Source organism: Bacillus sp. ABR, from assembly GCF_056172715.1.
This window is the reverse complement of record NZ_JAOYSL010000002.1, coordinates 451820-468717: the sequence shown is the minus strand read 5'-3', so window position 1 is coordinate 468717 and position 16898 is coordinate 451820. Positions and strand designations below refer to the sequence as shown.

Genomic DNA, 16898 nt, shown 5'->3' with positions numbered 1-16898 from the left:
CTATATTTATTATTGACATATGTACGTACAAATATTATATTGTGATTGTACCAGAGAATCAATGAATCTAGAAAAACAAAATTGAAACCGCTATCAAAATGGGGGTGAACGTAGATTGAATCATAAAGAGACGGCCAAAGCCTTGAAAGAAGGACGGACATCTTTAGGCATTGAATTTGGTTCAACACGAATTAAAGCGATTTTAATAGATGAGGAATTTCAGCCAATTGCACAAGGTGCATATGAATGGGAAAGTTTTCTCCAGGATGGCATTTGGACGTACAACTTAATTGATATCATTACAGGTCTGCAAGTGGCCTATCGAGAGATGAAAGAACAGGCCGAGCAAAAGTATGGTGTGACCATTCAAACCATTGGCTCAATCGGGGTATCAGCGATGATGCATGGTTATGTGGCATGTGATCATACAGGAGAGGTTCTCGTTCCGTTCCGAACATGGCGAAATGCAACGACCATCGAGGCGAGTCAAAAGCTGACAGATGTATTTCAATCTCATATTCCAGAAAGATGGAGTATTGCTCATTTGTATCAAGCGGTATTAGAAGAGGAAAAACACCTATCCCGATTAGAATATATGACCACTTTGTCTGGATATATTCACTGGCTGTTAACCGGAAAGCAGGCCATTGGTATTGGCGATGCATCAGGGATGTTTCCAATTGATGACGAAACGAAGGACTACAATGAAGAAATGATCCAGCAATTTGAAGCGTTGATTGCAGAAAAAGGCTACCCGTGGAAGCTTCGCCACCTTTTGCCGCGTGTCTATTTAGCAGGCGAAGAGGCTGGCGTGTTAACTACAGCAGGAGCTGCCATTTTGGATCAAGGAAAACATTTGCAGCCAGGCATTCCATTTTGCCCGCCGGAAGGTGACGCTGGAACGGGAATGGTGGCGACAAACAGTGTAGAAAGACGGACTGGGAATATTTCTGTTGGGACATCTGTTTTTGCCATGATTGTGCTAGAGCAGGATCTAAAAGGTGTCTATCCAGAAGTGGATCTTGTCACGACGCCGGATGGACTGCCAGTTGCCATGGTTCATGCGAATAACTGTACAAGTGACCTAAACGCTTGGATGAATATATTCAGAGAGGCATTTGAAGCACTAGGCATGCAAGTGGAGTCAGAAAGGTTATACGAGTCCCTATTGCAGCAAGCTTTAGAAGCAGATCGAGATGGCGGCGGACTCTTAAGCTATGGCTATTACTCTGGTGAAAATATTACGAGACTGCCAGAAGGAAGACCTCTTTTTGTCAGGTCTCCTGAAAGCCGCTTTAACCTCGCTAATTTCATGCGCACCCATTTGTTCTCCGCTTTTGGTGCTATGAAAATAGGCATGGACCGGTTAAAGGAACAGGAGCATGTAGTGATTGACCGCTTACTAGGACATGGGGGATTATTTAAAACACCGCTCGTTGGACAAAAAATGGTTGCCGCAGCGCTGAATACACCTGTATCAGTCGTTTCAACAGCGGGAGAAGGCGGTGCGTTTGGGATGGCGGTCCTTGCTTCATATATGGTCCATCATCATCAGCAAACATTGGCTGAATTTCTTACCCACCGGGTATTTGCCCATACATCAGAAGAGCCCATGGAGCCCGATCCACTCGATGTCAAAGGCTTTGACGAATTTTTAAAGCGCTATCAAAAGGGGCTTCCGATTGAAGAGGCGGCAGTAGCGCATCTGATGCAAAAGAAAGGAGTGACGACGGTATGCTAGATCGCTTAAAAGAAGAAGTGTATCAAGCAAATTTAGATTTGCCAAAATACGGACTTGTGAAATTTACATGGGGCAATGTCAGTGCATGTGATCGTGACAGTGGTTTGTTTGTGATTAAGCCGAGCGGCATAGCGTATGACCAACTGTCAGCAAAAGATATGGTCGTGGTGAACTTTGACGGTGAAGTGGTGGAAGGAGAATTCAGTCCTTCGTCAGATACAGCTACACATGCGGTTCTTTACAAACACTTTGAGGAAATAGGGGGCATTTCACATAGCCATTCTATGTGGGCAACCGTTTGGGCGCAGGCAGGTCTTGATTTACCAGCAATGGGCACAACACATGCCGATACATTTTACGGCGCCGTTCCGTGCGCTCGTTTTCTGACAGAAGAAGAAGTCAATCGCGGTTATGAGGTAGAGACCGGCCGGCTGATCATCGAAACGTTTGAGAAAAGAAACCTAGATGTCATGGCGGTGCCGGGTGTATTGCTTCAAGGGCATGGTCCGTTTACATGGGGGAAGGATGCAAAAAGTGCGGTCACAAACAGTGTGATTTTAGATGAAGTTGCCAAAATGAACCTTTTTGCCAAGCAATTGAACGAATTTGCGGAGCCATTGCCGCAGCGAATTTTAGATAAACATTACTTAAGAAAACATGGAAAGCATGCGTATTACGGACAAAAACCTTCAAGATAAAGAAAAGAGGGATATCAATGTTAACAAGTCAGAAAAAAGAATTTTGGTTTATCGTTGGGTCACAGCATTTATATGGTGATGAAGCACTGCAAAAAGTAAAAGCAAATGCACAAAAGATGACAGATGCCTTAAATGAGAGCGGTTTACTTCCTTATCCCGTGATCTTGCAGGAGCTGGCTGTCAGCGCCGATCAAATCACAAAGCTAATGAAAGAGGTCAATTATCGCGATGAAGTCATTGGCGTGATGACGTGGATGCATACATTTTCACCAGCGAAAATGTGGATACGCGGGACCAATCTTTTGCAAAAGCCTCTTTTGCATCTTGTCACACAATATTATGAAAAGATTCCGTGGGACACGATCGACATGGACTATATGAATCTTCATCAATCCGCACATGGAGATAGAGAATATGGCTATATCAATGCACGTTTAAATAAACAAAACCAAATTGTGACCGGTCATTGGTCGAAGCCTGAAGTGCAGCAGCAAATTGCTGATTGGATGGACGTTGCGGCTGCCTATCATGAGAGCTTTCACATCAAAGTAGCCCGGTTTGGTGACAACATGCGGCATGTGGCCGTGACAGAAGGCGATAAAATCGAAGCGCAGATTCAATTAGGATGGACCGTTGATTACTTTGGAATAGGCGATCTCGTCGAATATGTAAATGCAGTAGAGGAAGAAGAGGTAGATGCATTATTTGCTGAGTATTTAACGCAATATGATGTGAATTATGGAACGTATTCAGTTGACGAATGGGAAAAAAGTGTCAAGGTGCAGGCGCGATATGAAATCGCCATCAAACGTTTCTTAGATGAAGGCGGCTATCATGCCTTTACAACAAACTTTGAAGATTTACATGGGATGAAGCAGCTGCCTGGACTTGCGGTACAGCGGCTGATGGCAAAGGGATACGGCTTTGCTGGGGAAGGCGATTGGAAAACGGCTGCACTATCCCGCTTATTAAAGGTGATGAGCCATCATCAATCTACTGGCTTTATGGAGGACTACACATATGAAATGACGTCTGGGCAGGAAGCAGTGCTGCAATCTCATATGCTGGAAGTAGATCCAGCGCTCGCCCATACAAAACCTGTCATTGTCGTGTCTCCACTTGGGATTGGAAACCGGGAAGATCCAGCACGTCTTGTATTTGATGGAAAAGCAGGCGAAGGTGTCGTTGTCTCCATAGCTGATTTTGGAACACATTTTAAATGGCTGATACAAGAAGTCGAAGCCTTTAAACCGGAGGAAGCGGCACCTCATTTACCAGTTGCGCGTGTATTGTGGAAAATCAAACCGAATTTTCAGGATGGCGTCAAAGCATGGATTAAGCAAGGCGGAGGCCATCATACAGTCGTGTCTCTCAATTTAACGGTTGATCAAATTGTTCAATTTGCAAAGCTTGTCAATGCAGAATATGTGGTTTTATAGAAGAAGGGTGAAAGGTCTTCTACTGTTTACAGTGGAAGCACAGGGAGAAATGAAAGCGGTTAATTAAGTGAGGGGGTCATCCACTTGGAGAAAAAAGTGTCAAGCAAATTTATCTTCTTTTTCGGGTCCTTTGCAGGCATCTTATTTGGGTATGATATTGGTATTATTGCAGGGGCAGAAGGACATATTCAGGAAGAATTTCAGCTCAGCCCATTATGGCTTGGAATTGTTGTCTCTTCATTAATGGGCGGGGCCATCATTGGCTCCATCTTAAGCGGTCTCTTAGGGGATAAATTTGGCCGCAGAAAACTCATTTTGGTCTCTTCCGTTATCTTTTTTGTCGGGGCTATCGGATCGGCTGTCGCACCAGAAGAGATTTCACTCACCATCGCTCGGATCTTTTTAGGGACAGCAGTAGGAACAGCCTCATCATTGGTTCCGGCTTACATGTCTGAAATCGCTCCTGCTAAAATCCGCGGGAAATTATCTGGACTCAATCAGCTCATGATTGTAACTGGACTATTGCTCAGCTATATTGTCGCGTTTGTGTTTGAACCCATCCCAGACAGCTGGCGCTGGATGCTGGGAAGTGCTGCTTTATTTGCGATCGTGCTTTATATTGGCATGCTGAAGCTTCCTGAATCTCCGAGATATTTGATTAAACACGGAATGGCTCATAAAGCACGAGAGGTATTAGGATCACTGCGTTCTTCCCGTGAGGAAATCGACTTAGAAATGCAGGAAATCTTAGAAGTCGCCAAAGAAGAACGCTCGGGTATTCGTGAATTGTTTCAAAAGAAATTCAGAATGGCTCTTTTCATTGGGGTTGGAATGGCGACCCTTCAACAAATTCAAGGCGCGAACTCCATTGTCTATTATGCAACGAGTATCGCTCGGAATGTAGGTCTTGCGCCGCAGGTTGCCGCAGGTTTTACAGTCATTGTCGGTGTCATTTTTGTCGTCACGACCGTGATCTTTTTACAATTTGTTGACCGCTTTGACCGCCGAACGATTCTCACTGTAGGGGGATCGGGCATGGCTCTTTCTTTCTTTGCCCCAGCCGCATTAGGTGCACTTGGCGTCAGTGAAGGAATTTTAAACTGGGTGACATTGATTTCACTTTGCTGCTTTATTTTGTGCTATGCCTTCTCGTGGGCACCGATCACTTGGATCATCATTGGCGAAATCTTCCCGCTATCTGTAAGAGGCATCGGAGCAGGTATCTCTTCTGCCTTTAACTGGACCGGATCGTTAGCAGTTGGACTCGTTTTCCCTATCTTGGCAGATCAATTCAGCTTTGGGGTTATTTTCTCCTCATTTGGCGTCATCTGCTTAATCGGACTATTATTCACCCGATTTGTGCTAGTCGAGACAAAGGGAAGAAGCTTAGAGCAAATCGAAACCGATATGGCTGCACGTGTATAAATTTAAGAAAACCATCTACCCACACGGGATAGATGGTTTTTTTACTCAAGCGTCTGTTTAAGCTCATCTGGCAGTAAATCAATTAATTGATCATAGGATGACAAATCCAGCACTTCAATCAGTGCATAATATTTCGCGTAAATTTCACTCAGCTGATCAGGATGATTGGTTTGATATTGATTCAGATGTAATTGAGTTAGTTCTAGTGCAATGTCTAGCTTGTTTCGTTCGAATGGCTGTGCCGTGTTAATCATATCGTTCACCTCTTATTTGATGATGAGTAGAAAAAATGCAGTGAATAAAAAGAGCTTATGTGTTGTTTTCATATATGTTCTATCTTCTCAATATATCATTTGTATAATATGTTAAAATTGTCCTTTTGTAAATAAAAAGAAAACTAGATAGAAAGTGGATTTCTTTAAAAATAGACATGCATCTAATCACGAAAGGTGCCTCTTACATACGATAGAGTGTAAGTGAAAGACAACTTGAAGGGGTGTTAAGATGAGCCGAAATCGATTAGATGATTTCTTCTTTGGACCTCGCAGAGAAGAAACGGTTGTTTTCCCCACACGTCAAATTGTCAACACAAGAACGAATGAACAAACGATCAGAAAAATTCATCCAACGCATATCACAAACGTCAATAAAAACATTAAAAGAATAGAAAACTACTATCCGGTCACTGAATCGACTCACAACGAGTATATTGTAGAAGAATACGATTGCGGCAGTGATATCAAAAACCCTTGCTGCCGTCCGGTGAAGCGCTGTAAGTGGTAGTGAAGGGGCATCCTTTTATAGGATGCCTTTTTATATTCAGGAATAAAATTTTGATCCAAAGTTCTTTTCAAGATAAAATTGGAAGTATCCATCATTCTTTTGGAGGTGATTTTCTGAATATTCGATTGTTAACAACAGATGATGCTGAAGAATATACAGCACTCAGACTAGAAGCACTGCAATTAAATCCAGAGGGTTTTGCGATGAGCTATGAGGAAGAGCAATTCAATACAAAGGACAAATATAAAGCGCGTTTTGCTTCGGCGCAATCTATGTGGACATTCGGCGCTTTTCATCAAGGGCAGCTTGTGGGGGCAGTCACCCTTATCCAAGAAACCTTGCAGAAGTTAAAGCACCGAGCGAATCTGACTGCGATGTATGTAACACCTAGTGCTCGCAGAATGGGAGCAGGCAATGCCTTAATGACGAAAGCTCTTTCCTTGGCGCAAGAACAGCAGGACATCGAGCAAGTGTATTTATCAGTGGTGACAACTAATCATTCAGCAAAGCGCCTCTATCGCTCCGTTGGATTTGAGTCGTACGCTGTCGAAGAAAAAGCGTTAAAATGGGCTGATACATATGCAGATGAGGAAAAAATGGTTTTATTTTTATCATAGACTGGAGGAGATAGAAGTGAATCAACAGGCCATGCGCATTACGTTAGCAGCAGGACCCAATAGTGAGTTGGAATCTTTTGCACTGCGTGCAGCACTTGAAAACTTCGGCGCGAAAGTCGATATGCATTGGATTGGAAGACCAAATGACCTGATTCATGTGTTATCTGGTAGAAATAGAGGAGAAATAGATTACCTTCTTTTATCGTTTCATGGTGAAGAAGGAGCATTTATCATGCCTGAATTAGGGGAAGATGTATACGAAGATGAAGAGCCTAGGGATACTGCTTTTGGAGCGGATGAAATCAAGCGGTATGCTTCCTTAGAAGGAGTTCATGTTATCTCTACAGGCTGCACACTAGGAGAGAAAAATCTAGCAGATGCTTTTTTAGAGGCAGGAGCTACATCTTATTCGGCGCCGGACGATTACATAGATGGGAATGCAGCTTTTATCTTTGTGCTGACCATGATGTACGAGCTCATGAAAAATACAAAGACGGTCAGAGCGGCATTTGATCGAGCGCGTTCCATTGATGAAGAAACGAAATTATTTCAACTATATATGCAAAAGTAATCAAAGGACTGAGAAATCAGTCCTTTTTTTATTCCTCTCTAAAAAATGTGTCGAAAATGTGACAATTGTGTGATTTGCAAACTAAAAAGGGGGCATGCAAAGTCTATCCTACAAACACACGTCATTCAGGCATGACGGCATCACGAGAGGAGAATCATTGTGTCAATTAAATGGAAAGTCAGTCTCGTCCTATGCGGACTTGCGATGATCATAGGAATCGCCGCGTTTTATCATAATCAGCAGGCAAGCGGGACAGAGAAGAAGAAGGTAGCACCAGATGCGAGCTATAAAGAAGTTGAAATTGTGACCCTCGTGAATGACGGGAGATACTTGAGATATGCTGTGAACTATCCTGTGTTTCATCAAAAAAAGCTAGATCAAGAGATGAAAAGATTTGCAGAAACAGCGCTCGATAAATTCAAAACATCATTTAGTGAAGCAAGTGATGTCGATGAAGATCATCGATACGAATTAAACATAGATTACGAGATTACTCATTATGCCAAACAAACTGCTGCGATCAAATTCAATACATATGAATTGAAAGGCGGAGTAAAAGGCGCACATGAAACGAAGATATTCAATTTTGATTTCAAGAAACAGCATTTTTTATCGATAGATGATCTATTTTTATCAAAGAAAGAAAGTCTGAAAAAACTGTCTCAAATGACATTTGAGGAGTTAAAAAAAGATCGCTCTCTTGCTGAAAACGAGCATTTGCTTAAACAAGGAACATCTCCTGAGGCAGAGCATTATCGGTATTTTGCCATCAAAGATCGTTTTATTGAATTCTACTTCCCAGCAGGGCAAATTGCACCAGACAAGAAAGGCCCTCAAGTGCTGGCGATTAAGAAAACACTGCTTAAAGGAATGTTAAAGCCAGAATACATCAATAAAGAAAAGAACAAAAACGAGAAAAAAGAACCGATCGCAAAAAGAAAGATTGTAAAACTGCCTAAACAGCGAATATTTAACCCACATCAAAAAGCCATTGCCCTTACATTTGATGATGGACCAAATCCATCAACGACTTCAAAAATCTTAACAGCTTTAAAAGAAAACAAAGGACACGCGACATTTTTTGTATTAGGCAGCAGGGTTCAATATTATCCCGATATGCTAGGTGAAATCAGAAAAGGTGGAAATGAAATCGGAAATCATTCCTATAACCACCCTTTACTCACAAGATTGCCATTAAAACAAGCCATCAAACAAGTCGAAGATACGCAGCAAATTATTGAAAAAGCTAGCGGATTCAAACCCACTCACTTTAGACCGCCATATGGTGGAACAAACGGACAGATCAACGAGGCTGTCAACATGAAAGTTACGCTTTGGGACGTTGATCCTGAAGACTGGAAATATCGCAACAGCCAATACGTCGCAAACTACATTCTCACCCATGCGTCTAGCGGAGAAACCGTCTTAATGCACGACATCTATGACACCTCTGCCAACGCGGCTGTCACGATTATCAACGAATTGACGAAGCAAGGATATCAGTTACTAACAGTATCGGAGCTTGAGCAGTGGAAGGAAGCACGGGCGAAAAAGGTGAATTGAATACGTTAAAAAGATGCGAGTCTTAATGGATTCGCATCTTTTTTAAAGCATATTATGAAGATAAAGGGAAAATATGTTAAAGTGATTATAGAAAGGGAGGGCTTCGAATGGTGTTGATGAGGTTGATCAGCATATATATGCTGACAGCGTTTAGTTTGGGATTTGTTATAAACTATGTACCTGGTTTGATGCTGCCCATCTATATTCTTGCGATGATTGGGCTCATTTTATGTCTCGGTCATATTGCGCTCCATTATATTCGACGAATTAGACATATGTTGTTTGAGGAAAAACGGTAAGATTTCCCCTATGGAAAAAACCTCCTGCTAGTTGCGTGAGGTTTTATTTTTTTATGTTCTAACAGTTGGATGATTTTCTCGTTTGATGCTTTGATTTGTCTAAAAAGAGAAACGATATTCCCTGTAAATCCTATGAGGACAATAAGTAAAATAATGATCATCCACAAGCTATGACCTCCAATCGATATGAAGAATACGGTACAATAAGAATGTATAAAATGAACAGTTCGTGCCATTTATTCGACAATTGGTGTGAATGGATTGTTAAGGGGGATTCATTTGAAACGAGTAGACGTGGTTTCAGCTATTATTTATGACGAGGAAGAAAATATATTAACGGTCAAGAATGTAAAGGGATATTGGGAACTTCCGGGCGGTGCTGTGGAAAAAGGTGAACACCTGCAGCAAGCTGTCATCCGTGAAGTGAAAGAAGAGACAGGGTATGTTGTCAAAGTAAATGAACTTCATTCGGTTCGTGAAGCATTCTTTCAAGATAAAAAGCATCATGCGCTGATCATTACGTTCTTTGCGGAAATGATCGGGGGAGAGATGAACATTCTAGATCCGGATCAGGATATTGAAGAAGTAAAATGGGTCAGCACTCAAACCTTTCAAAAGCTAAACCCAAAGCTATTTCACATGCTAAAATTAAACCAACAAACACAAGCCTTTTATGATTTTGAGGGAAATAGAACAATTGGTTAAATCCAAATTGATATAGGCATAAAGGAGCGATATGGATGTTTTTATACTACGGCCCCACAGGAGCTCCAGTAGAAAATCCGGGAGAAGAATTCATGAAAAAGATCTTCTTCCAGGAGGGTGAAGAGTATTGGAAACAAGGTAACGGAGAATCTTCCATTGAGATAGAGGAAGATGGGGAATGCGAAAGTCTAGTTTTCTTTTATACTGAACCGTATGGATTCTTTATCATCAGATATCCAGATTTTTTAGTCCCTTTTCAAAAGGTAGAAAAGATCGAAACGATCGAGCATTTGGTCGCTGGATCACCATTGTATGTGCCATTGTGCAGCTATGTCGACCGCAATCAGGCGTATCAAATCATTCAACAGTTTTTGACGACAAAAAAAGTCCCTGACTTTGTTGATTGGGTTGAGTTGAGGAATATTGATTTTCAGCATAATGTGAAAAGTTAGGGGAGTAAGGTGAAAGTGTGTATAAATGAAAGAATACATAGTTTAGATGAGAGTATGCATTTACATGTAGGATATGATGAACAAGGTTATGATTATGAAGGCGTCTTTTTTAAGAGTTTAGAAACAGGAAGATGGTTATTGTTTTTTGATCAGAAAAGTTACGGGTTGAATCTCTTAAAGAGTTATGAGGAATACGACCATTTAGGCTTATTCATTGGGGAATATCCAATTGAAGATGATCAAATTGAAGAGGAAGGTCAGCGATTATTTGAGTGTTTTTTAAAAGGAAATGGCATAGTGGGATAAATGAATGGATCTTTAACTGACCTTACTTTTCATAAGCATGTACTGATTTTAACTTTCTACCGATAAAATTAGCAGATACAGGTGTTAATTCTTTTTCTCTTGCCCAAACAGAAAGTTGACCGATATGGTGAATTTCGTGGGCAATTATATGATGTAATATTTCATTTTTAGTGTATTCACCTTTATCCCAAGGAACTGTTACTATTCGATCTTGTTTTCCATCTAAATGAGATTTTAAAAATTCAACTATTTCATGTCGTAAAGTAGTTGAGAGCGTTTTTACTTTCGCCAGAGTCTTGTAATCATCAAAATCTAATACCACGTCTTCTTTACCCTGAATACCACGAATCCAACTATATTCAACATCCATAATGTGAAAAAGAGTGTATAAAATACTCCCTACTCCACCTGTGCGGTCTTGTAGCAACTCTTCTGTTGTTAGTTGATTACACCAGTTAATCCATTCGTCTCTCACCTGCCAGTTGTACTCAAAAAACTTATTCATTATCATCACTCCAAAGTTAAATTGTTTGTTTAATTACTGCTATCTCTTAAAGATATTCTTGTTGAATTAAACGACACAATGTAAATGATCTGGTGTCAGTTTAGAACCAATCATACTATCAACCTTGTTTTCATAACATAGCCCTTGGAAACTGTTACGTTTATAGCGTCTCTTGCAGCAAGTTGTTATTTTTGGTAAGTGGTAGTTTATCTACAATTACTAACCCCGAATATTTGTTCCTATATTGATTATACTAAGCTTTCTGACTGGTATCAAATAACAATAACAACATTTTAAATTGATTAGCAAGAATAAATGAATCATTATATTTTATTTTTTCGTATTTAAATTTTTAAGCATAAATGCAGAATACAATACTTATATGCAAATCGCTTTGTCATCATTTCCTGCAGCTCTCTAAATAGTGGGGCATAATGAATAGGATTTCCTTCATGTCTTAGTTCATGAACATGACCAAAATCTTGCCATTGTTTTGAGGGCTAAGGCGGCAGCTATTATCAAAAGAAATGCAGAGAGACAGTAGCTTATTGCCGAAATAAAAAACAGACCTCATGAGGTCTGTTTTTGTTAAAAGTTAGGGAAATTCATTTTCACTTCCCCTTCTCCCGCTTCCGTTTTTCCTTCTCCGCCCGGTAAAACTCATGAAACATCTTCATTAGCGCCCGCTTCTCAATCCGTGACACATAGCTTCGTGATATCCCAAGCTCCTTGGCTATTTCTCGCTGCGTTTTTTCTTTCTTTAAATCAAGGCCGAACCGGCCGACAATGACTTCTTTTTCTCGGCCGTCGAGAATGTCGATATACTCCTTTACTTTTTCAAGCTCCATGTTGAGCTGAATGGTATCGATCACATCTTCATTTTCGGATTTTAAGACATCGATTAATGAAATTTCGTTGCCTTCTTTATCCTGACCAATGGGGTCATGCAAGGAGACGTCTTTTTTCGTTTTTTTGAGCGCGCGTAAATGCATGAGAATTTCATTTTCAATACACCGCGCTGCATACGTTGCCAGCTTTGTTCCTTTTCCAGAGGAATAGCTTTCGATGGCTTTAATGAGTCCGATCGTCCCGATGGAGATGAGGTCTTCAGCGTCTTCCCCGGTATTTTCAAATTTCTTTACAATATGGGCGACGAGCCGAAGGTTATGTTCAATCAGCATGTTTCTTGCGTGTTCATCGCCCTGTGCCATGAGGGCTAAGTATTTTTTTTCATCATCTCCCGAAAGGGGCTGTGGAAAGGCATTGTTTTTGACATAGGACACTAAAAACACCAATTCTTTGACCATCAATCCCATCGCTGTAAATACTCCTGCCACGATTTTCACCTCCACCATGTTTAGGCTGCTGCCTATATCCTCAAATGTATGTGAAGGAGGGATTGTCTGTGTCTGTACGATGAAAAAATCCTCTTTTTCAAAAAAATCGTGCTTCTGTTCGTCTCTTTTTTATGTTTGCGGTTTCTTTTCGGTGCTTGGCGGTCAAGAAGCGTGCTAAAATATGTAATATTAGACCGAAAAGGAAGGGGTCATTTCGGAACATGGGGAAGGTTCTATCTTCACATGTAGGTATGAAAATTAATGAATGGTATCGAATGATACGGCAGTTCAGTGTTCCAGATGCGGAAATCTTGAAAGCGGAAGTTGAAGCGGAAATTGAACAGATGGAAGAGGACCAGCATTTACTGATTTATTATCAGCTCATGTGTTTTCGGCACCAAATCATGCTTGACTATATACACCCTTCAAAATACCAACCTTTCTCAGTATCTAATCTAGTCGATAAAATCGAAAATTCCAATCATGAGTTATCTGATATGCTGCATTATTACCATGCATTTTTTCGTGGCATGCATGAATTTAGTCAAAAAGAATATTTAGAAGCCGTCAAATATTATCGAGTCGCAGAAAAGCAGCTGTCCATGGTATTTGATGATATTGAGCAGGCAGAGTTTCATTTTAAAGTGGCAGAAGCCTACTATATAATGAAACAAACACATGTCTCCATGCACCATATTTTAAAGGCGCTGGAAATATACGATCAGCATGATGCGTATACCATTCGCATCATTCAATGTCTCTTTGTCATTTCAGGAAATTATCAAGATTTAAAACGAAAAGACCGGGCACTGCCTCATTTAAAAAAGGCAAAACAGCTCGCATCTCAAATTGATCACCCGCGCATATACAGTTCAGCGCTCTATAATTTAGGAAAATGTTATGGCGAGCTTGGCTATAGAGAGGAAGCGGAACGATATTTAACGGAATCCGCTGATCTTGCTAGCAAAGAGCTGCTCCCAACGCTTCCACATACGCTCTATACGCTGGCGAAGCTGCTTTTTAGACAGAATGAACAGGCGGATGCCCTGCGCATATTAGAAGCAGGGAAATTGGCTGCAAAGAAGCATGAAGACCAGCTGTTCTGTCATATGTTTGAGTATCTGGATGCTTTATATGTTCAGGAAATCAATGAAGACCAACTGCAAAAAACCATTGATTATTTGGAAAAACTTAGCCTATACTCTTATATAGAGGATATCTCACTAGAAATTGCGACAGCCTTAGAAGCCTCTCAACAATACAAAAAGTCCAACCAGTATTATCAGAAATTATTATGGGCTCAAAATCAAATCCAAGAAGGAGAGTGTCTGTATGAATTCTAAGCAACGTTCGACAGTTGAAGAGAGAAACCAAACGTGAAACACAAAGAGCGGGCCAGTATGGCCGGCTTTTTTTTATGTGAAAAAGATGTCGATATCCTCATGAGGTTTGCATGAATTGATGAGAAAGCGGGCAATTTAATTGGTAATGATGTTCGGTGGAGGAGGCGGTCGAATGAAAGGGCTGCATATCTTAATGTGTATATGGCTGCTATGTGCTTTTGTTCCTAATAAAGTAGAGGCACGTACATTAAAACGAGTCGATCTTGAAAAAACGGGACGTGCCTTTTGGGACATGAGAGCGGAACGGAAAAAGATTGCAATCACCTTTGATGATGGACCTCACCCAGTGTATACAAATCAAATATTGGATGTGCTGAAGGAGCATCAAGTGAATGCGAGCTTTTTTGTGATAGGGAGCCGAATCCATGCATATCCGATGATCGCAGAACGGATTGTGGACGAAGGGAATGAACTTGGCAATCATACGATGAATCATACGTATTTTGACCTGTTGTCGTCAAAGGAGATCAAGCGGGAATTAAAAGAATCAGCGGCTCATATCGCTTCACTCCAGCCTGGCGGTCCCTTATTATTTCGCCCTCCTGGTGGACGTTTAACAATGAAATCATTCCGCATTCTGTCAAAGCAAGGGTACGATGTGGTTATGTGGTCCTTTACGCAAGATCCGAAGGACTGGTCAAGACCAGGCGCACATAAAATTGCAAGCCGAATTATTGATCATATTCAAGGCGGCGATATCATCCTTTTACATGATGGCGGGGGAAATCGCAAGCAAACGGTAGAAGCATTAAAGCAGGTGATTCCTGAATTAAAGAAGAGAGGCTATGAATTTGTAAAAATAAGTGAGCTGCTTCACCATGACAAAGCATATATGCCAGTTCAACTGCAATAGTAATCATTCGTCAAAAACAGTCATTCATTGAAACCAAAAGTCTTGTCGTTTACTATATGAAGAGGGCTTTTGGAGGTGAATGTTGTGAAGAAGTATGTTTTCCTTTTTATCCTATTATGTGTTGCTGCCGGGTGCTCAAAGCCAGTACAAGAAAGCGTCATTGCATTTGGTGACAGCAATACGAGAGGATCGAACTGGGACTTTCGAGATTATCCAACATCTGAAAAATGGGTGAATCTCATGAAAAACGTCGAGCGCGGCCAAATTCAAGTGAAGAATGCAGGCATTGGCGGGCAGACGACTGAAGATGCGAAGCTTCGTTTTGAGCAGGATATTTTAAAGCAGAAACCAACTTACGTCCTCATCATGTTCGGTACGAATGATGCGGCGATTTTAGACGGGAAACATCCCCGAGTGACGAAAAAAAGGTTTAAAGAAAATTTATCCTACTTCATTTCTGAAAGTAGAAAAGAAGGCATTACCCCGATTCTCATGACCTGTGTGCCTGTTGTAGAAGGCGGGAAAAAGGGCTTGTATTATTACTCTAGATATAAGTCATCTTATTTTGCCGGAAGAGGCGGGGCAAGAGCTTGGCAAAACTCTTATAATGACATCACGAGAGAAGTAGCGAAGGATGAGCAGGTGCCGCTTGTCGACAACTGGAAAGCTTTCATCCGAGAAGCTGGTGAAGATAGTGATCATGCCCTGATTCAGTCAGGCTTGATCGACCCTTCTGGCAATCATATGACACCAAAAGGTGCGAGAATTATTTATAACGAAATCAAAGAGCGTGATGTCATCAAACATTTTTAAATGATGGCCATCTGCCTAAACAAGACCATCCATCCAGCATAGTCTAACAGTATATCTTCCTAGAAGGAGGTAACTGATATGTGGGGATGTCCTTATCCTTACCCTGCGTGTTCGCCTTATCCAGCACAAGGAGCAGGAATCGGTTACGCTTTTCTTGTTGTGTTCCTTGTGGTCATTTTAGTCGTAGGCGGAGGGTTATGGTTTTGGAATGAACAGCCTTACAATTAAGACACCTCTTCTTTTATCAGAAGGGGTGTTTTTTACGGAAAATAGTAGTAAGCCTATAGCGCAAGTGATATAATATCAGTCACCTGAGTTTAAAAAAGGAGAGTGCTCGGGAGGCATGGTTCCTGTGATATGGAATTAAGAGGAAACAGAGAGCATATGCCCGAGCGAACGTCTTTTCATTTCTGTCTCAATTAATTCAATGAAGTCGCGATTTAAGTTCATTTCATTTGCTTTATAATACGATTCTATAAGTAAATCATCTGACAGCTTTTTCATACTAGAAACCCATATGATGGGAAAAACACCTCCCCTGAAAAAGTTGGCATAAAATTTGAGGAAAAGACATATCATCATAGGTTGATCGACTGTCTTTGAAGTACCTTTAATCTACCATGAATGGGAAACAAGAACAATCGTTCTGTTATCCACATGGTTAAGTGGATAACTTGTGGGTAGAGTGTTTATAATTGAATGAAAGCGTGATGAAATATAGGTGGATAATGTGTGTAAAATTATCCACACCTGTTGAAGGGCCTCATCATATGTCGAAAACTTTTTCATTGTATTCGATAGACAGACAAATTGTGATTTGATTCGACACAATCGCTGAAAACCAATGGAAGAAAGGGTGCAAATTGTGCTAAAGAAGTATTTCTTACCGGATGAATTTGTGAAAAGTATATTCCACATTTCACCGCAAAAATTAAAAGAACGAAATGTAAAAGGAATTATTACCGATCTAGATAACACACTAGTAGAATGGGACCGTCCAAGTGCGACACCGCGCTTAATTGAGTGGTTTCAAGAAATGAAAGATCACGGGATACAAGTGACGATTGTATCGAACAATAATGAAAAAAGGGTCAAGCTTTTTTCTGAACCGGTTCATATCCCGTTTATCTATAAAGCGAGAAAGCCTATGGGAAGAGCCTTTAATAAGGCAGTCGCTGATATGCAATTGAAAAAAGAAGATGTGGTTGTCATTGGGGATCAGCTCATGACAGATGTTCTTGGCGGGAATCGTCATGGCTTCCATACGATTTTGGTCGTTCCTGTTGCTGCCTCGGACGGATTTTTCACAAAGTTTAACAGGCAGATTGAACGCAGAATTTTAGGAGCCTTAAAGCGTAAGGGCCACATTCAGTGGGAGGAAGAGTAAT

At 41.0% G+C, this 16898-nt stretch carries 21 protein-coding genes; 17 read left to right on the top strand and 4 right to left on the bottom strand.

The window, feature by feature from the left end:
* Positions 1 to 115: 115 nt before the first annotated feature.
* The 4 genes from OIT90_RS07825 (at position 116) to OIT90_RS07810 (ending at position 5303) form a co-directional block, all read left to right on the top strand.
* Positions 116 to 1741, top strand: coding sequence for a xylulokinase (locus tag OIT90_RS07825; protein ID WP_474892420.1), 1626 nt, complete (start codon positions 116 to 118; stop codon positions 1739 to 1741).
* Positions 1735 to 2439 carry an L-ribulose-5-phosphate 4-epimerase gene (locus tag OIT90_RS07820; RefSeq protein WP_039180113.1) on the top strand — a complete coding sequence of 235 codons (705 nt, stop codon included), beginning with the start codon at positions 1735 to 1737 and terminating at the stop codon, positions 2437 to 2439. Before OIT90_RS07825 ends, OIT90_RS07820 begins: the two co-directional genes overlap by 7 nt.
* A gap of 17 nt (positions 2440 to 2456) precedes the next feature.
* The gene (gene araA, locus OIT90_RS07815) at positions 2457 to 3878 is read left to right on the top strand and encodes an L-arabinose isomerase (protein ID WP_039180110.1); all 1422 of its coding nucleotides are present in this window, start codon (positions 2457 to 2459) and stop codon (positions 3876 to 3878) included.
* An 84-nt stretch (positions 3879 to 3962) separates the two neighbouring features.
* On the top strand, positions 3963 to 5303 hold the full coding sequence (locus OIT90_RS07810; RefSeq protein WP_461198304.1) for a sugar porter family MFS transporter: 1341 nt from the start codon (positions 3963 to 3965) through the stop codon (positions 5301 to 5303).
* 41 nt (positions 5304 to 5344) lie between these two features.
* Here the strand turns inward: OIT90_RS07810 and OIT90_RS07805 are convergent, their stop codons facing one another.
* Positions 5345 to 5557 carry a hypothetical protein gene (locus tag OIT90_RS07805; RefSeq protein WP_064497634.1) on the bottom strand — a complete coding sequence of 71 codons (213 nt, stop codon included), beginning with the start codon at positions 5555 to 5557 and terminating at the stop codon, positions 5345 to 5347.
* Between the two features lie 250 nt (positions 5558 to 5807).
* Between OIT90_RS07805 and OIT90_RS07800 the strand changes: the two genes are divergently transcribed.
* The 8 genes from OIT90_RS07800 to OIT90_RS07765 all read left to right on the top strand — a co-directional run bounded on the left by OIT90_RS07800 (position 5808) and on the right by OIT90_RS07765 (position 10599).
* Complete coding sequence (locus OIT90_RS07800) at positions 5808 to 6086, top strand: spore coat protein (protein WP_039180101.1); 279 nt, start codon at positions 5808 to 5810, stop codon at positions 6084 to 6086.
* Positions 6087 to 6136: 50 nt separating this feature from the next.
* Positions 6137 to 6703 carry an N-acetyltransferase family protein gene (locus tag OIT90_RS07795; protein WP_474892419.1) on the top strand — a complete coding sequence of 189 codons (567 nt, stop codon included), beginning with the start codon at positions 6137 to 6139 and terminating at the stop codon, positions 6701 to 6703.
* A 16-nt stretch (positions 6704 to 6719) separates the two neighbouring features.
* Positions 6720 to 7274, top strand: coding sequence for a delta-aminolevulinic acid dehydratase (locus OIT90_RS07790; protein WP_474892418.1), 555 nt, complete (start codon positions 6720 to 6722; stop codon positions 7272 to 7274).
* A gap of 159 nt (positions 7275 to 7433) precedes the next feature.
* On the top strand, positions 7434 to 8837 hold the full coding sequence (locus OIT90_RS07785) for a polysaccharide deacetylase family protein (protein ID WP_252049602.1): 1404 nt from the start codon (positions 7434 to 7436) through the stop codon (positions 8835 to 8837).
* Between the two features lie 107 nt (positions 8838 to 8944).
* Positions 8945 to 9136 carry a hypothetical protein gene (locus OIT90_RS07780; protein WP_126681560.1) on the top strand — a complete coding sequence of 64 codons (192 nt, stop codon included), beginning with the start codon at positions 8945 to 8947 and terminating at the stop codon, positions 9134 to 9136.
* Between the two features lie 279 nt (positions 9137 to 9415).
* On the top strand, positions 9416 to 9841 hold the full coding sequence (locus tag OIT90_RS07775; RefSeq protein WP_144491388.1) for an NUDIX hydrolase: 426 nt from the start codon (positions 9416 to 9418) through the stop codon (positions 9839 to 9841).
* A 35-nt stretch (positions 9842 to 9876) separates the two neighbouring features.
* Positions 9877 to 10293 (top strand): hypothetical protein, encoded by a 417-nt coding sequence (locus tag OIT90_RS07770; RefSeq protein ID WP_126681562.1) that lies wholly within the window; start codon positions 9877 to 9879, stop codon positions 10291 to 10293.
* Positions 10294 to 10302: 9 nt separating this feature from the next.
* Entirely contained in the window at positions 10303 to 10599 is a 297-nt protein-coding gene (locus OIT90_RS07765) for a DUF3986 family protein (RefSeq protein WP_247544509.1), read from the top strand.
* Between the two features lie 22 nt (positions 10600 to 10621).
* On the opposite strand, the gene OIT90_RS07760 is transcribed toward OIT90_RS07765, so the two are convergent.
* Both OIT90_RS07760 and sigK read right to left on the bottom strand, forming a co-directional pair.
* Positions 10622 to 11104 carry a DinB family protein gene (locus tag OIT90_RS07760; protein WP_126681563.1) on the bottom strand — a complete coding sequence of 161 codons (483 nt, stop codon included), beginning with the start codon at positions 11102 to 11104 and terminating at the stop codon, positions 10622 to 10624.
* Positions 11105 to 11715: 611 nt separating this feature from the next.
* On the bottom strand, positions 11716 to 12444 hold the full coding sequence (gene sigK, locus OIT90_RS07755) for an RNA polymerase sporulation sigma factor SigK (protein WP_034738387.1): 729 nt from the start codon (positions 12442 to 12444) through the stop codon (positions 11716 to 11718).
* A gap of 218 nt (positions 12445 to 12662) precedes the next feature.
* Between sigK and OIT90_RS07750 the strand changes: the two genes are divergently transcribed.
* From OIT90_RS07750 to OIT90_RS07735, 4 genes are all read left to right on the top strand, one after another.
* Complete coding sequence (locus OIT90_RS07750) at positions 12663 to 13784, top strand: response regulator aspartate phosphatase (RefSeq protein WP_126681564.1); 1122 nt, start codon at positions 12663 to 12665, stop codon at positions 13782 to 13784.
* Positions 13785 to 13956: 172 nt separating this feature from the next.
* A complete protein-coding gene (locus OIT90_RS07745) occupies positions 13957 to 14697 on the top strand; it encodes a polysaccharide deacetylase family protein (RefSeq protein WP_474892417.1) in 741 nt (246 codons plus the stop codon).
* A gap of 84 nt (positions 14698 to 14781) precedes the next feature.
* Positions 14782 to 15510 carry an SGNH/GDSL hydrolase family protein gene (locus tag OIT90_RS07740; RefSeq protein ID WP_231730805.1) on the top strand — a complete coding sequence of 243 codons (729 nt, stop codon included), beginning with the start codon at positions 14782 to 14784 and terminating at the stop codon, positions 15508 to 15510.
* 78 nt (positions 15511 to 15588) lie between these two features.
* Complete coding sequence (locus tag OIT90_RS07735; protein WP_181286113.1) at positions 15589 to 15738, top strand: hypothetical protein; 150 nt, start codon at positions 15589 to 15591, stop codon at positions 15736 to 15738.
* Positions 15739 to 15873: 135 nt separating this feature from the next.
* Here the strand turns inward: OIT90_RS07735 and OIT90_RS07730 are convergent, their stop codons facing one another.
* Positions 15874 to 16014 carry a sporulation histidine kinase inhibitor Sda gene (locus OIT90_RS07730; protein WP_003217327.1) on the bottom strand — a complete coding sequence of 47 codons (141 nt, stop codon included), beginning with the start codon at positions 16012 to 16014 and terminating at the stop codon, positions 15874 to 15876.
* 361 nt (positions 16015 to 16375) lie between these two features.
* Here OIT90_RS07730 and OIT90_RS07725 point away from each other — a divergent pair, with 361 nt between their 5' ends.
* Positions 16376 to 16897 (top strand): YqeG family HAD IIIA-type phosphatase, encoded by a 522-nt coding sequence (locus OIT90_RS07725; RefSeq protein WP_008356191.1) that lies wholly within the window; start codon positions 16376 to 16378, stop codon positions 16895 to 16897.
* The last annotated feature ends 1 nt before the right edge of the window (position 16898 follow it).

What these genes read in the sequence shown, in the direction of transcription:
- OIT90_RS07760 (WP_126681563.1), bottom strand. Translation starts at nt 11,104, where the DNA reads ATGAATAAGTTTTTTGAGTACAACTGGCAGGTGAGAGACGAATGGATT.
- araA (WP_039180110.1), top strand. Translation starts at nt 2,457, where the DNA reads ATGTTAACAAGTCAGAAAAAAGAATTTTGGTTTATCGTTGGGTCACAG.
- OIT90_RS07805 (WP_064497634.1), bottom strand. Translation starts at nt 5,557, where the DNA reads ATGATTAACACGGCACAGCCATTCGAACGAAACAAGCTAGACATTGCA.
- OIT90_RS07735 (WP_181286113.1), top strand. Translation starts at nt 15,589, where the DNA reads ATGTGGGGATGTCCTTATCCTTACCCTGCGTGTTCGCCTTATCCAGCA.
- OIT90_RS07730 (WP_003217327.1), bottom strand. Translation starts at nt 16,014, where the DNA reads ATGAAAAAGCTGTCAGATGATTTACTTATAGAATCGTATTATAAAGCA.
- OIT90_RS07780 (WP_126681560.1), top strand. Translation starts at nt 8,945, where the DNA reads ATGGTGTTGATGAGGTTGATCAGCATATATATGCTGACAGCGTTTAGT.
- OIT90_RS07750 (WP_126681564.1), top strand. Translation starts at nt 12,663, where the DNA reads ATGGGGAAGGTTCTATCTTCACATGTAGGTATGAAAATTAATGAATGG.
- OIT90_RS07800 (WP_039180101.1), top strand. Translation starts at nt 5,808, where the DNA reads ATGAGCCGAAATCGATTAGATGATTTCTTCTTTGGACCTCGCAGAGAA.
- OIT90_RS07770 (WP_126681562.1), top strand. Translation starts at nt 9,877, where the DNA reads ATGTTTTTATACTACGGCCCCACAGGAGCTCCAGTAGAAAATCCGGGA.
- OIT90_RS07745 (WP_474892417.1), top strand. Translation starts at nt 13,957, where the DNA reads ATGAAAGGGCTGCATATCTTAATGTGTATATGGCTGCTATGTGCTTTT.
- OIT90_RS07820 (WP_039180113.1), top strand. Translation starts at nt 1,735, where the DNA reads ATGCTAGATCGCTTAAAAGAAGAAGTGTATCAAGCAAATTTAGATTTG.